This is a genomic window from Marinimicrobium koreense, assembly GCF_003762925.1.
GTDB lineage: Bacteria > Pseudomonadota > Gammaproteobacteria > Pseudomonadales > Cellvibrionaceae > Marinimicrobium > Marinimicrobium koreense.
In genome coordinates, this window is record NZ_RJUK01000002.1 from 290,416 (window position 1) to 305,256 (window position 14,841).

At 59.9% G+C, this 14,841-nt stretch carries 9 protein-coding genes and 1 pseudogene; 6 read left to right on the plus strand and 4 right to left on the minus strand.

What is annotated here, in order from left to right; all coding sequences use genetic code 11:
* Positions 1–16: 16 nt before the first annotated feature.
* Entirely contained in the window at positions 17–268 is a 252-nt protein-coding gene (locus EDC38_RS13775) for a DUF1244 domain-containing protein (RefSeq protein WP_123639145.1), read from the minus strand.
* A 190-nt stretch (positions 269–458) separates the two neighbouring features.
* Between EDC38_RS13775 and uvrA (EDC38_RS16740) the strand changes: the two are divergent.
* Both uvrA (EDC38_RS16740) and uvrA (EDC38_RS16745) read left to right on the plus strand, forming a co-directional pair.
* Positions 459–3,224: pseudogene (uvrA, locus tag EDC38_RS16740) on the plus strand (excinuclease ABC subunit UvrA); the annotation flags it as partial.
* Between the two features lie 60 nt (positions 3,225–3,284).
* Positions 3,285–5,999: an excinuclease ABC subunit UvrA gene (gene uvrA / locus EDC38_RS16745; protein ID WP_425462034.1), complete on the plus strand. Its 2,715-nt coding sequence runs from the start codon at positions 3,285–3,287 to the stop codon at positions 5,997–5,999.
* Between the two features lie 16 nt (positions 6,000–6,015).
* Here uvrA (EDC38_RS16745) and EDC38_RS13785 read toward each other — a convergent pair whose 3' ends face one another.
* Positions 6,016–6,720, minus strand: a complete 705-nt coding sequence (locus tag EDC38_RS13785; RefSeq protein WP_211331137.1) for an HNH endonuclease — start codon at positions 6,718–6,720, stop codon at positions 6,016–6,018.
* 241 nt (positions 6,721–6,961) lie between these two features.
* On the opposite strand from EDC38_RS13785, the gene EDC38_RS13790 reads away from it, so the two are divergent.
* Positions 6,962–7,621 carry a DsbA family oxidoreductase gene (locus EDC38_RS13790; RefSeq protein ID WP_123639147.1) on the plus strand — a complete coding sequence of 220 codons (660 nt, stop codon included), beginning with the start codon at positions 6,962–6,964 and terminating at the stop codon, positions 7,619–7,621.
* 802 nt (positions 7,622–8,423) lie between these two features.
* Here EDC38_RS13790 and EDC38_RS13795 read toward each other — a convergent pair.
* On the minus strand, positions 8,424–9,329 hold the full coding sequence (locus EDC38_RS13795) for a LysR family transcriptional regulator (RefSeq protein ID WP_123639148.1): 906 nt from the start codon (positions 9,327–9,329) through the stop codon (positions 8,424–8,426).
* A 125-nt stretch (positions 9,330–9,454) separates the two neighbouring features.
* Between EDC38_RS13795 and EDC38_RS13800 the strand changes: the two genes are divergently transcribed.
* From EDC38_RS13800 to ycaC, 3 genes are all read left to right on the plus strand, one after another.
* Complete coding sequence (locus tag EDC38_RS13800) at positions 9,455–10,159, plus strand: pirin family protein (RefSeq protein ID WP_211331138.1); 705 nt, start codon at positions 9,455–9,457, stop codon at positions 10,157–10,159.
* Positions 10,041–10,301 (plus strand): pirin-like C-terminal cupin domain-containing protein, encoded by a 261-nt coding sequence (locus tag EDC38_RS16450; RefSeq protein WP_211331139.1) that lies wholly within the window; start codon positions 10,041–10,043, stop codon positions 10,299–10,301. Before EDC38_RS13800 ends, EDC38_RS16450 begins: the two co-directional genes overlap by 119 nt.
* 72 nt (positions 10,302–10,373) lie before the next feature.
* The gene (gene ycaC / locus EDC38_RS13805; RefSeq protein WP_123639149.1) at positions 10,374–10,997 is read left to right on the plus strand and encodes an isochorismate family cysteine hydrolase YcaC; all 624 of its coding nucleotides are present in this window, start codon (positions 10,374–10,376) and stop codon (positions 10,995–10,997) included.
* A 207-nt stretch (positions 10,998–11,204) separates the two neighbouring features.
* On the opposite strand, the gene EDC38_RS13810 is transcribed toward ycaC, so the two are convergent.
* On the minus strand, positions 11,205–14,774 hold the full coding sequence (locus EDC38_RS13810) for a PVC-type heme-binding CxxCH protein (protein WP_123639150.1): 3,570 nt from the start codon (positions 14,772–14,774) through the stop codon (positions 11,205–11,207).
* Positions 14,775–14,841 lie beyond the last annotated feature (67 nt).

Sequence of the window (14,841 nt, forward strand, 5' to 3'; positions counted from 1 at the left end):
AATAAGGCGGGCCCGATCAGCGGGGTTTCTGATAGCGGGCCTTCCACTCCTCATAGGGCATGCCGTAGACCATTTCCCGCGCCGTGTCCTTGTCCACGTCCAGTCCGCGCTCCTGAGCCGCCTCCATATACCACTTGCTCAGGCAGTTGCGGCAGAAGCCGGCCAGCTCCATGAGATCGATGTTCTGGACGTCCTTGCGCTCATCCAGATGTTTGAGCAGGCGCCGAAAGGCCGCCGCTTCGAGTTCGGTTTGGGTTTGAGTATCCATGGGGTCATCTCCTGCTCGTTCAGCGCCCCGGCCAACCCGGAGCCATCAATGGCAGACAGGGTAGGCAATCGGCCGCTACTTGTCACCCGGCCACGCCCCATCCCGGAGGCATCCAGCGTCAGGCCTTGGTCGTACTGAACAACTCCCGTATATTGAGCCCCTCAGCCTACACCGGAGTTGTCCCCCGCTTATGTCCCACGATGCCATCATTGTCCGCGGCGCCCGCCAGAACAACCTGAAAAACCTGGACCTGGATATCCCTCTGGGAGAGATGGTGGTGGTGACCGGCGTCAGTGGCTCGGGCAAGTCCACCCTGGCGTTCGACACCATCTACGCCGAGGGCCAGCGCCGCTATGTGGAGACCTTTTCCGCCTATGCCAGGCAGTTTCTGGACCGGATGGACAAACCGGCGGTGGACCTGATCGACGGTATTCCCCCGGCCATTGCGATCGAGCAGAGCAATACGGTGCGCACCTCCCGCTCCACCGTGGGTACCATGACCGAACTGAACGACTACCTGAAGCTGCTCTTCTCCCGCCTGGCCCATCTGTATTGCCAGGGCTGTGGCCGGGAGGTGGTGTGCGACACCGCCCAGAGCGTGGTGGAAGCCCTGTATCGGGACTGGCCCAATGGCCAGCGGCTGATGGTATGCCTGCCCATTACCGTGCCGGAGACGCTCAGCGACGATGAAGTGCTGCAACTGCTCAACCAGCAGGGCTATGCCCGCATCCATGAGCGGGACGGCAGCCGGGTGGAAGTGGTACAGGACCGGCTCAAGCTGACCGACGAGAATCGGGGTCGGCTGACCGAGGCGGTGGAAACCGCGCTGCACTACGGTAAGGGCCATGTGCTGATCTATCCGATGGGCGCCGATAAAACGGTGAGCAAGCCGGAACGTTTCTCCAGCCACCACCACTGCCCAAGCTGCGATATCGACTACCCGGAACCGACGCCGAGCCAGTTCTCGTTCAACTCCCCTCTGGGGGCCTGCGACAGTTGCCGGGGTTTTGGCCGCATCATCGGTGTGGACTATGGACTGGTGATTCCGGACGAGCGCTTGAGCCTGAAAGACGGCGCCATCAAACCGATTCAGACGCCGTCGTTCAATGAAGTCCAGCGGGATCTGATCCGCTTCGCCAAAAAGCGCAGCATCCCCATCACCAAACCCTGGGCGGAGCTGACCGACGAGCAACAACAGTGGGTCATTCAGGGCGAGGGTGAAGGCTCCTGGAGCAGCGGGCGCTGGTACGGCATCAAGGAATTTTTCGACTGGTTGGAAAGCAAATCCTATAAAATGCACATCCGGGTGCTGCTGTCCAAATACCGATCCTACACGCCCTGCCATGACTGCGGCGGCGCCCGCCTGAAACCCGCCTCGCTCTGGTGGCGGGTAGGCTCCTTCGAGGCGGCCGAACAGGCGCTGTCCGGTCGTGCCCGTTTTATGCCCAAAGGCAACACGCTGGCAGCGGATCGGTTCAACCAGTTGCCCGGTCTCAACATTGCCGATGTGATGCGTTTGCCCCTGATACGCTGCGGTGAGTTTTTCGAGCAGATGGGTGACGCCAACGCCGACGAACCCACACAACTGCTATTGGAAGAAATCCGCTCGCGCCTGGGCTACCTGTGCGAAGTGGGCCTGGACTACCTGACCCTGGACCGCCAGTCCCGCACCCTGAGCGGCGGTGAAGTGCAGCGCATCAACCTGACCACAGCGTTGGGCACCTCTCTGGTGAATACCCTGTTCGTGCTGGACGAGCCCAGCACCGGCCTGCACCCGCGCGACATTCAGCGGCTGGTCAAGGTACTGCACCGCCTGCGCGATGCCGGCAACTCCCTGCTGGTGGTCGAGCACGACCCCCAGGTGATTCTGGCCGCCGACCGCATACTGGACATCGGCCCAGGCCCGGGCCGCCACGGCGGCAATATCGAATTCTTCGGCACGCCCAACGCCCTGATGCGCAAGCCGGGCAACCTCACCGCTCGCTACCTGAGCGGCAAGGAACAGGTGTCGAGCCCCCGGGCTCTCGAGGGCGCAACCGAAAAACAGACGCTGACCATTCACGGCGCCAGCGAACATAACCTCAAGAACATCGACGTAACCATTCCGTTGAAACAACTGGTGTGCCTCACCGGCGTGAGCGGTTCGGGCAAATCCACACTGATGCGCCAGATTCTCTACCCGGCCATTCTCAAACACCTGGGCGAACAGACCGAAGCACCCGGCGCTCACCAACGTATCGACGGGCTGGATAAAATCGACCGGGCGGTGATGGTCGACCAGAGCCCCATCGGCAAAACCACCCGCTCAACACCCGCCACTTACGTAGGCGCCTTCGATGCCATTCGTAAACTCTTTGTCGCCACCCCCTTGGCCAAAGAGCGCGGCTATACCCCGGGCACCTTCAGCTTCAACTCCGGCAACGGCCGCTGCCCCACCTGCCAGGGCAACGGCTTCGAGCATGTGGAGATGCAGTTTCTGAGCGATGTGTATCTGCGCTGCCCGGACTGCGACGGCAAACGCTTCCGCGATGAAATTCTGGAAGTGAAATTGCTGCAGGATGCCGACGAGGGTCGCCGGGCGCTGTCGATTGCCGACGCTCTGGCGATGACCGTGGCCGAAGCGCTGGCGTTCTTCCACGATAAACCCGAGGTACAGCGCAGCCTGCAACCGCTGGCGGACGTGGGCCTGGACTATGTGCAACTGGGCCAGGCCGTGCCCACCCTGAGTGGCGGCGAAGCGCAGCGCCTGAAACTCGCCGGTCACTTGGCGAACACAAAAGCAAAAGACAAAGAACACATTCTGTTTCTGTTCGACGAACCCACCACCGGTCTGCACTTCGCCGATATCGCCACCCTCATGGGCGCCTTCCGCCAGTTGCAGGCCGCAGGACATTCGCTGCTGGTGATCGAACACAACCTGGATGTGATTCGCGCTGCAGACTGGTTGATCGATATTGGGCCGGAAGGCGGCGACGCCGGCGGCGAGCTGCTGGCGGCGGGCACACCCGCCGAGATCATGGCCAGCAACAAAGGTTATACCGCCCGGGCATTGCGCGAGTACGACGAGTCACTGACGCAAGGCGTCGCTCTGCCCGCGCCCGCGAAAAAGCGCAAACGCAAAACCGATCAGGTCATCAGCGTGCACCATGCGCGCGAACACAACCTGAAGAATATCGATGTCACCATTCCGCGCGATAAACTCACGGTCATCTCCGGCGTCAGCGGCAGTGGTAAAAGCACCCTGGCGTTCGATCTGATTTTTGGCGAAGGTCAGCGTCGCTATCTGGAATCCCTGAACGCCTACGCCCGGCAGTTTGTGCAGCCCGCCTCGCGCCCGGATGTGGATGCCATCTACGGCATCCCCCCGGCGGTGGCCATTGAGCAACGCACCAGTCGCGGCGGCCGCAAAAGCACATTGGCGACCCTGACCGAAATCTACCACTACCTACGCCTGCTCTACGTCAAGCTCGGCACCCAGCACTGCCCGAAATGTGAGGTGCCCATCGAGCCGCAAACGCCCGCCGCCATTCTGGCGCGGGTGCAGAAAGATTACCGCAACCGGGAGGTCACGTTGCTCGCGCCCATGGTGGTCGCGCGCAAGGGCATCTACCGCGAACTGGCCGAGTGGGCCGCCGCCCGCGGCTACACCAGGCTGCGCGTGGACGGCGAATACCAACCCACCGACAACTGGCCCAAGCTCGACCGCTACCGCGAACACAACATCGAGCTGCCGCTGACCGACGTGACCGTTTCCGCCAAGAACGAACGGGCCTTGATGGATGGTCTGGAACAGGCATTGGATCTTGGGAACGGCATTGTGATTGTGGCGCCCGTCGATAAACGTACTGGCAAGCAAGCCGCCGGCGAACGCCTGTTCTCCACCCAGCGCGCCTGCCCGAGCTGCGGCGACGGTTTCGACGAGCTGGACCCGCGCCTCTTCTCCTACAACTCCAAACACGGCTGGTGCCAGCGTTGCTACGGCACCGGCCAGATCATCAAGGGCTTTGACGAAGAACAGACCGGCGAGGAGCGCACCTGGCTTCCGGACGAAGAACAGGGCACGGAAAAAATCTGCCCGGGCTGCAACGGCCAACGCCTCAACGCCACCGCCCTGGCCGTACGCTTCCGGGACCGCTCCATTGCCGAGCTGGCATCGCTACCCGTGGACGCTGCCGAGCAGTGGTTCAAAACCCTCAAACTGAAAACCAACGAGCAGGCCATCGCCCGAGACCTGCTGGCGGAAATGCACAGCCGCCTGCAGTTCCTGCAGAAAGTCGGGCTCGACTACCTGAGCCTGGACCGCGCCGCGCCCACCCTGAGCGGCGGCGAAGCCCAGCGCATCCGCCTGGCCGCTCAACTGGGTTCCAGCCTCCAGGGCGTGTGCTACGTGCTGGACGAGCCCACCATCGGCCTGCACACCCGGGACAACCGCAAACTGATCGAGACCCTGCGCGAGCTGCAACAACAGGGCAACACCGTGGTGGTGGTCGAACACGACGAAGACACCATCCGCGAAGCCGACCACCTGATCGACATGGGCCCGCGCGCAGGCATCAACGGCGGTGAAGTGGTGGCCCACGGCAGCCTGAAACAGGTGATGGGCAACAAGCGCTCGCTCACCGGACAGATGCTCTCCGAGCCGCTGCGCCACCCCATGCCCGATCTGCGCAACGCTGAGATGCGCAAACTCTGGGACAAAGAGAGCCTGCACATCGAAGGCGCCACGCAAAACAACCTGCGCAACGTCAACGTCAGCATCCCCCTGCGCCAACTGATCACCATCACCGGCGTGAGCGGCAGCGGCAAAAGCACCCTGATACGCGGCGTGCTCTATCCGAACCTCAAACAGGCCATCGCCAACAAACGCAAGAAGAAACAGACCTGGACCGGCGCCAGCCAGATTACCGGCTGGGAAAGTGTCGACCGCATTCTGGAAGTGGACCAGACCCCCATCGGCAAAACCCCGCGCTCCTGCCCCGCCACCTACATCGGCATCTGGGACACCATCCGCAAACTCTTTGCCGGCACCGTGGACGCCCGCCTGCGCGGCTACACCCCCGCACGCTTTTCGTTCAATGCGGGCGACGGACGCTGCAGCGCCTGCGGCGGCCAGGGCGAACAGAAGATAGAGATGAACTTCCTCCCCGACGTGCGCGTGCCCTGCGACGTGTGCCACGGCTGGCGTTTCAACGACGAAACCCTGAGCGTCACCTACAAGGGCAAACACATCGGCGACGTCCTCGCCATGAACATCGACGAGGCGGTCGAGTTCTTCGCCCCCATCAGCAAAGTCCACCACGCCCTGCGCCTGCTGCAGGACGTGGGCCTGGGCTACCTGACCCTGGGCCAACAAAGCCCCACCCTGAGCGGCGGCGAAGCCCAACGCATCAAACTGGTGGCCGAACTCAGCAAAGCCAACATGACCCCGGAAGACAACAAAGGCAGAAGGTCTGCCCACAACCTCTACGTCCTCGACGAACCCACCGTCGGCCTGCATATGGCTGATGTGGATAAACTCCTGCACGTACTGCACCGGCTGGTGGATGCGGGCAACTCCGTGCTGGTGATTGAGCACAATCTGGATGTGATCGCCGAGGCGGACTGGGTGATTGATATGGGGCCTGAGGGTGGTTCCGGGGGAGGCAAGGTGATAGCGCAGGGCAAGCCAGGATCCCTGCTGAAGCGAAAGCGGTCTTATACTGGTCAGTATTTAAAGGAGGTACTTGAGTAAAGCCAGATAATACGCCTTACGCATGAAGAAACACCCGTTCACGATGAAACCGCATATATTCGTGGTGCATCGGCCTGAGCTGTACACTCATGTTGGAGTGAAGGGGCAGCAACTCGGGCTGCTCCAACTGAGGCGACATCATAATGTCGCCTTCTTCGCCAAATGTTATTAGACCACAATCAAAAGCCTTATCTAATGTAGGCAGCAATAGCAACCCGTTATACCGATCAAGCCTCTCGGAGTTCGTCGCGACACGCCAGGGTTTTATGTGAGATGCAACTAACAGAACAGGGTCTTTATAGCCGGTGACTGAACAACCACCCCAAAGCGACAGAAGTCTTTGGCGGAACACTCCCTGACCAATCCGACTCTTAATCAAGTCACTTTTCTCCGTGTCCGATACATCGGAGTCCGCAAGAATAGTATCGATATCGGATTCGACGTCGTTATCGAATTTCTCAGCCAAGTACTCAGCATATTTGTTAAGAGCGCTATTGTACATATTGTGTCCACGCTCATTCCGTTCTCTGTATATCGGTAGTTTCCTCAGGGCTGTAGCGACGGATTGGAAACGGGCATGACTGTAAATCGACGTTAGGGGCCCGTCCGTTAGTCCGCCTGCCATCGCCCAATCTGACATAGGCCCCTTTATGGCGCCTTCGTACTTCTTAATGGAAGATTGCGAAAGCTCTCTCAGTTTCATCCAGTTTTCAAATGTCATAAGCGCTTCTACCGATCACTAAGTGGGACAACGACTCATTGTCGAACTCCGCCCCTGCAATGCAGGTCCGAACGGCGGGTTTATGCTATCGATTCCCACCATTCTTCTAGCTTACCGTCTTTTTGACTCACATTCTGAGCCGATTATGATGAATATTCGGCTCAAGACCAACTGTGTTCGCGATGATGCCCCGTATACTCCCCTTTGATACACTCAACGCTCACCTGATTCGGAGTACCCCATGAAGCACCTACATATCGATATCGTGTCCGACGTTGCCTGCCCCTGGTGTGCCATTGGCTATGCCCGGCTGGACAAGGCGAAGCGGGCGCTGGCCGGGGAAATCGAGTTTACCGAGCAGTGGCGCGCGTTTGAGCTGAATCCGGACGATGACGCCCAGCCAGAGCCGATACTGCCGGCACTGGCGCGCAAGTACGGCCGACCCGAGGCGGAGATGCAGGCGGCCCAAGCGGAGATGATGGGTATTGCCAAGTCGTTGGGGCTCAACTTTGAGAAAATGCAGGAACGCTATACCTGCAATACCTTTGATGCGCACCGGCTGCTCAAGTGGGCGGCGCCCCAGGACAAAGCCACGTTTTTGAAAAAAGCCCTGTTTGAGGCCTATTTCGGCCGTGCCGAGGATGTTTCAAAACCCGGCGTATTGATCGGTTGCGCCAAGGCCGCCGGGCTGGATGCGGACGAGGCGCAACGAATCCTGGAGAGCGACGAGTTTGGGCAGGCGGTGATGGAAGAAGAGCGCAGTTACCAGAACGCCGGGGTGACGGCGGTGCCGGCGTTTGTGGTCAACCAGCGTTATCTGATTTCCGGGGCGCAGGAAGCCGACACCCTGGTAGAAGCCTTTCGGACCATGGCGCAAGAAATGGACAGCAACCCCCAGTAGCACCCGGCGCCGAAGAGCGGCGGGTCCGGACAGCCTCTGAGAGGTCAACCCCTACCGGTATGGACTCCCATCATGGCCCTGTGTGAGGTTTGACTCGAAGGTTCGTTCTTGGGTGTTCTTTATAGTACGCCTCGACTTTGCGGTCGTACTCGCTCATCAGTGCGTCCCGTTTCTGCTCAAACTCATCACATGTATAGGGCCGGCCCGTCTGCGCGTTCCACACCACGGTGGTCGTCAGTGCCTCTCTGGACGATATATTTCGGCTTTCGTCGCGCTCGGATAAAACCGCATAGACCACGTCCATATGACAGTAATGCCCGACACCAAAAGCCGCGACCCGGTCGCCCTCAAGGTGATGAAAAGCCAATGGACTCTGAGGTCGCTCTGTTGCGAACGAAGAAGTACAAAACATCACGCATCCTACCGCTAACCACCATCGCATCATTTAGCTCCTTAATCGGACTCCGGCCCACTAATCGCTTGAGCTGTCGTCAATAAAAACGCGATCTCCTACTGTGATCTGACCACTGTCGGTGACATCGCCATAAATTCCGAGGTTTTGATCGGTGGTGTTTCATTCACCAGGTTGGAGCGGAACCGCTCGATTGCCCCATCCGCCTGCGTACTCAGCTCTTCTCTTTAATAGTGCAACCGTGGCAATGGCGTACCGTTTTGGCGCATTGCGACAGTGCGCAGAGTCATCAACGCCAGCGATTTTGAGCACCCGACTCAGACCGATCCCGCTCTAGCAAGGATCAAGCAGGAACCAGGCCAAAAACCTTGGGGATGCTGATATTGAGCATCAATCTTCTTCAATGGCGGCGTATTGTTCGGCGATGAAATCGATCAGTGCCCGGACCGCCGGTAGTACGCCGCGGCGCGAGGGAAACACAATGTGAATCACTTCCCGGGCCGGTCGCCAGCCTGGCAATACCGACACCAACGAGCCCTGCGCCAGTTCTTCAGTGAGCATGAGGACGGGTAGCTGCACTACCCCCACGCCCTTCAGCGCTGCGGACTTCAGGGCCAGCATATCAGTGGTGAGGTAACGCGGCTGATGACGTACCTGAACCGTGGTTCCCTCAGCATTTTCCAGACTCCAGATGGCTGCCTCTTCAGGCGTACCACGGTACAGGGTGGGCCAGTTGGCCAGATCCTCGGGGGCGGCCGGTACTCCGTACCGGTAAACAAGGTCCGGACTGGCCACCAGGCACTGCCCCCGGTCTGACAGGGTTTTGAGCACCAGGTCGCTGTCTTCCAACGGCAGAGGACGCACCCGCAAGGCCAGGTCAATCCCTTCCCCGATGACATCCACCCGTCGATTGGTTGCCTCAAGGTGAACCGATACTTGAGGGCACTGCGCCATGAATTTGGCCAGCATCTCCCCCACATGAAAGTTCAGAAGCCCAACGGGACAAGTCATACGCACCACCCCGCGGGGCTCGGCCTGCGCGCTGTCGATCACTTCCTGAGCCGCTTGCGCTTCCACCAACATCGCTTTGCAATGTTCGTAGTAGCGCAGCCCGACATCGGTGACCGAAAAATGGCGGGTCGAGCGGTGAATCAGACGGGCATTGAGTCGCTCTTCCAACTGAGCGATTCGACGACTCAGCTTTGACTTGGCCAGGCCAAGAGCGCGCCCGGCCGGGGCGAAACCGCCGTGTTCTACCACCTGCACGAAGTAATACAGATCGTTGAGGTCCTGCATGGTGATGAGCTCCGCCTTTGTCGTTCCACATCTGGAACAGTGAGTCGCTTTTTATCAGTCTACCGCCACTCCAGTTTCATTTATACCCTGAATCCATACAGCATATCCACGCAACGGAGGTACCCATGAAAAAGGTTATCGAACGGATCACTTCAGGCCCGGGCCACTGGGTGGGCGACGGTTTCCCCGTGCGCTCGCTATTCAGCTACAGCAGTCACCCGAAGACGTTGAGCCCGTTTCTCTTGCTGGATTACGCAGGGCCACGGGGATTCTCTCCCACCAACAAGCCGCGCGGTGTCGGTCAGCACCCGCACCGTGGCTTTGAGACGGTCACCATCGTGTATGGGGGCGAAGTCGCTCACCGGGACAGCGTCGGCAATGGGGGCGTCATTGGCCCGGGTGATGTGCAGTGGATGACGGCAGGGGCCGGCATTCTGCACGAGGAGTTCCACAGCCCTGAGTTCACAGAATCAGGGGGAGAGCTGGAGATGGTGCAGTTGTGGGTCAACCTGCCGGCGAAGGACAAAATGGCCAAGCCGGGCTACCAGAGCATTACCGCCTCGCAGATCCCGAGTGTAGCACTGCCCGACCAGGCCGGTTATGTGCGAGTCATCGCCGGTGACCACAACGGGACGGCCGGACCGGCGCAGACCTTCTCTACCATGAATGTCTGGGATGTCCGCCTGAACGCGGGGGCGAGCGCTTCGCTGAATGTTCCGGAAGGCTCTGCGCGGCACGGTGCAGGTCAATGGTGCCGACATTGCGCGGGACGCCGAGCTGGTGGTTCTGGAAACGGAAGGCACGGACATTCGTCTGGACGCCAACAATGAGGCGATCGTGCTGCTTTTGAGTGGCGAGCCCATTGAGGAGCCCATCGTCGGCTATGGCCCCTTTGTGATGAACACGGAGGAGGAAATCCGGCAGGCCATGCAGGACTTTCAACGCGGGGACTTCGGCCAGATCGCCGACTGACTCGCATCACCGCCCCACCGCCACGCGGTGGGTTTTTGCCGGAGCTCCGGCGCTTTCATCAGGAGAATCACCATGACCAAACCCTATGTACGCCTGAACAAAGACGATGCCGCCGTGCTGCTGGTGGATCACCAGACGGGCCTGTTGTCGCTAGTCCGGGACATTCAACCGGACACCTTCAAAAACAACGTGCTGGCCCTGGCGGATCTGGCACAGTATTTCAACTTGCCGACAATTCTGACCACCAGTTTTGAGAACGGCCCCAACGGCCCACTGGTGCCCGAGCTGAAGGAAATTTTCCCTGAGGCACCGTTTATCGCCCGCCCCGGTCAGATCAACGCCTGGGATAACGAGGAGTTTCTTGAGGCGGTCAAGGCGACCGGAAAAAAACAGCTGATCATTGCAGGCGTGGTGACCGAAGTCTGCGTGGCCTTCCCGGTACTGTCCGCCCTGGCCGAAGGCTATGAAGTGTTTGTGATTACCGATGCCTCCGGCACCTTTAATCCGATCACCCGCGATGCGGCCTGGGATCGCATGTCGTCCGCCGGCGCACAGTTGATGACGTGGTTTGGCGCGGCCTGTGAGTTGCACCGGGATTGGCGCAACGATGTGGAGGGGTTGGGGGCTTTGTTCTCCAGCCATATTCCGGATTATCGGAATCTGATCAACAGTTACAGTACGTTGGTCAGTAAGTAGTAAGGGGGTATTTGGGCGGCCCTTCTGGCCACTTGAGCGTGGAGTCGGATTACGCCCCTTGCGGGGCTAATCCGACCTACGGGCTATCGGCTTGGGTAACGGCGGATGCGCCTCGCTTATCCGCCCTACGCAACCCCCGCAGTACCCGTAGGGCGGATCGGTCCGACGCTTCGGAGCCGTAGGCGCATCCGCCGGAGTTAGATTGAACTACTCTTCGCCATCCAGGGTTCGGATGTAGGTGACGACATCCTTTAAGGCCTGCTCATCCGGCAGGGTGTTGGCGAAGGTGGCCATTTGCTGGCCGAGCGGGTCGCGGGGGTCGCTGCCGCGGGCGCCGGAGCGGTAGTTCTGCAATTGGTTCAGCAGGTACCAGTCCGCCTGAACGGCGAGCGCTGGGGCGCCGAGTTCGCGATTGCCCTGACCTTGGACACCGTGGCATGAGGCACAGACGGCGTAATGCTGCTCACCGGCGCTCGCGTTGCCTTCGACGGTGGCAACGGTTTCCCGTCTTTCCAGCTCGCTCAGGTAGCGCGACAGGTCGGCGATCGGACGAATGGGCTCTGACTCGCTTTTCAGAAACTCGAGCGCCGCACGCATCGACATACCATTCGGGTCCCGGAAGTGGGTGCCGCGCACACCGGCGTGGAATTTCTGCAACTGGGCCTGTGCATACCAGTTCTCGATGCCCGCGATGGGGGGTGCCGCCTGAGCGCGATCGCCGCCGGCGTCGCCACCATGGCAGCCTGCGCAGTGCTGCTGGTAAAGCGTCTCCCCTTTGGAGGCGCTACTCCACTGCCGGAAGCTCGGTTCGAAACCGTGTTTTTTGTGATACTCGGCATAGGCCTCTTCTTCGACTTGCTCGAAGTTCAGGTCCAACCCGGGAGATCGCAGTTTGAGGGCCATCTGCGATTCGCTGTCCAGCTCGTCAACCACCGTTTGAAAAGCGGCCAGCTCGGCATCGCTGGGCTCTGCGCCGCGCTCGCGCCAGAGATCCAGCACTGCCAGACTCATCAACCCGAGGCGTCCGGCGGGCAGCGTCGTCCAGCCCTTCAGAGTGTCGGTCAGATCGTCCGCTTCCTCAGCCAGAAAACGTTTGGCCAGCAGGTACTCGGGCGTGCGTTCGGGGCTTTCAAAGTTTTCCAGAAAGCGACCCTGCACGGTAATGTCCGAATCATTCAACGCCTGCCAGTAATAAGTGTCGTTATTCAACGCCGCGAGACTGAACGCCTGAGCGCTCCACTCATCGACCGGCAGCTCGGTGCGCAAACGCAACAACTGCTCGCCAGCCTGATCCGATGGGGCACGCTCGGACAGAGCCAACATTGCCCAAAGCCGTGCGCGCGGTTCTTCATCGTCAAGAGACTCGGACGCCAGCGCCAGATCCGCAGGCGTGGCGCTTTCGACCAATGCCTGTACCGCGTTCTTGCGGGTGGCGCCGGAAGGATGGTGCAAGGCGTTACGTACGGCCGTGTCCGACGCCTCGTCGGTGACGGTAAACGCGCCCAGGCCATGTAACGTCCAGATGGCATGAATCGAAGCCACATCCAGGCCCAGTGAATCACGATCCGGGTTGCCGGTCAGTATGGCACGCAAGGCCGGTATGGCATCGGTGCGCTGTTCGGTGACCAACAGGCGCTGGGCGGTCATGCGCCAGAACATGTTGTCGTTGGACAGGGTATCCACCAATGTTTCAGTGTCGGCATCGCTCAGATCCAACGGCTCATACTCGGGCGCGTCTTTGGCCACCAACCGGTATATCCGGCCCCGCTCCCGGTCCCGCAGCGGGTTGACGTGGGCATTACCTTTACCTTCTTCGGCATCAAAACCCGCCGATTCTTTGGACGGAATCGGGTTGTGCTGGATGATGAAGTTGTACCAGTCGGCAACCCACAAGTGGCCGTCGGGGCCCACGTCCATCTGCACCGGCGAGAGCCACTCATCGGTACTGCTCAGAATCGAGCCACGGTTTTTGGCTTTGTACCCGACGCTATCGGGTTGCGCGTCGATAAAAAACTGACCGAGCAGATGTGCGGTGGGCTCGCCCATAAAGGCGCCGCGATTCCAGAATTTTTCCGGGAAGGTTCGCGCCGTGTAGAGGCTCAGCCCGGAACCGGCGGTGTAGCGGCCGTGAAAGTCCACCTGGAGGAAGTTATAGGTAGAGGGGAAGATGTTGGGAAAGTCGTAAGCCTGGGCCGCCAGCCCGGGAACCACGTCTTCATCTTTACCGTAAACGTAGCTGCGCCACAAAGGCACGTGGAAAACCGGCGCATTATTGGCGGTGGAGCCGAACACCTCGAAGTCTTCACTGAACGACAGGCCCCAGGTGTTGTTATTGAACTGGCCGATCGGCTCGATATCGGTGCCATCCAGGTTCATCCGGTAGACGCCATTCTGGAAGGATTCACCGTTTTCATCTTCCGGTGCTTCAGAGTAGCCGACCGCGCCCCAAAGGCGATTGTCGTGGCCGTATTTCAGGTTCGATGGCCCGGCGTGAGTGTCCCGGGTGCCCCATCCGGTGTTGAGCACTTCGCGTACATCGGCCTTGCCATCGCCATCGGTGTCTTTCAGAAACAGGAAGTCCGGCGCCTGGGATACCACAAAACCGCCGTTGAGCGGGGTGATGCTGGTCGGCACGCTCAGCTCGTCGGCAAACACTTCGCAGCCATTGGCCCGGCCGTCGCCGTCGGTATCGACACACATACTGATACGATCATTGCCTCGGCCGTCTTCCGCCTGATTGTTGGGGTAGTCGACGGACTCCAGTACGAACAGGCGGCCCTGCTCATCCCAGGTAAAGGCGATGGGGTTGACGATATCCGGCTCACTGACAAACAACTGCAGCTCAAAGCCTTCCGGCACCATGGTCAGGGCCATGGAGTCTTCCACGCTGAACGCTTTCTGGAATTTGGGGGCTGGCTCAATACGACGGTAGTTGGGAATGGTACCCGCTTCTTCATAGGAGGCTTCGGGCAAGGTTTCTACCAGCGCGCGGTTGGCTTCACGCTTTTCCTCGCCCACAGCCCAGAGGATGCCACGAATCAGCAGGTCGTGAAATTCAGGCTGACCCCAGGTGCGCTCGTCGTGACCATAGGCGGTGTAGAACACCCGGCCTTCACCCTGCTCACGGGTCCAGGTCCAGGGCTCTTCCTCACGCTGCATCAGCACGGTACGGTTTTCTTCGTTGTGATCGGCGTGAACGTAGGTTTCATCCCAGGTTTCAAAGGTCTGAAAACCTTTCATGATCGGATGGTTTTCCTGCCCGGGTACGATGGTCGCGGTGAACTCACCGGCTCCATGACTCTTGAAGCGCCCACCGACCAGGTCGACAAAGGCGTCGGAGTGACCGAAGCAGGCGCTGGCACTGTGGACGGGCAGGAACGCCCCACCCTCTTCCACGAAACTCAGCAGTGCCTCTTCCCGCTCGGGGGACAGTTCGTTGTAGTTGGCGTACAACATGACCGCATCCACATCGGCCAGCCCCTCTTCGCTCAACCGATCCAGATCTTCCACATACTCCATAAAGATCTTTTCACGGCCCAGAGACTGATTGAACAGGGGCGCGTTGCGGTAGGACATGTGAATGCCATCGCCTTCGCGGTGGCCATGACCAATGAACAGCAGATTGATCACGCCGTCTTGCGACGCCTCAGTATTGCTGGCGACCGATGCATCGCGATCGTCGCTTGAGCAACCGATGGTCGGCAGCAACAACGCCGACAGGATGACCGTTCCCAGCCGGGACCGCCACGCAGCCCATTGTCGTTCGAATTTATTCATATTATTACCGCTATTTCACAGTGTTGGTATCTGGCTGCCCGGCGTTTGACCACCGCCGGGCAAGCCG

Coding starts and splice junctions, on each gene's coding strand:
- EDC38_RS13775 (WP_123639145.1), bottom strand. CDS start 268: ATGGATACTCAAACCCAAACCGAACTCGAAGCGGCGGCCTTTCGGCGC.
- uvrA (WP_425462034.1), top strand. CDS start 3,285: ATGGCCAGCAACAAAGGTTATACCGCCCGGGCATTGCGCGAGTACGAC.
- EDC38_RS13785 (WP_211331137.1), bottom strand. CDS start 6,720: ATGACATTTGAAAACTGGATGAAACTGAGAGAGCTTTCGCAATCTTCC.
- EDC38_RS13790 (WP_123639147.1), top strand. CDS start 6,962: ATGAAGCACCTACATATCGATATCGTGTCCGACGTTGCCTGCCCCTGG.
- EDC38_RS13795 (WP_123639148.1), bottom strand. CDS start 9,329: ATGCAGGACCTCAACGATCTGTATTACTTCGTGCAGGTGGTAGAACAC.
- EDC38_RS13800 (WP_211331138.1), top strand. CDS start 9,455: ATGAAAAAGGTTATCGAACGGATCACTTCAGGCCCGGGCCACTGGGTG.
- EDC38_RS16450 (WP_211331139.1), top strand. CDS start 10,041: ATGTTCCGGAAGGCTCTGCGCGGCACGGTGCAGGTCAATGGTGCCGAC.
- ycaC (WP_123639149.1), top strand. CDS start 10,374: ATGACCAAACCCTATGTACGCCTGAACAAAGACGATGCCGCCGTGCTG.
- EDC38_RS13810 (WP_123639150.1), bottom strand. CDS start 14,774: ATGAATAAATTCGAACGACAATGGGCTGCGTGGCGGTCCCGGCTGGGA.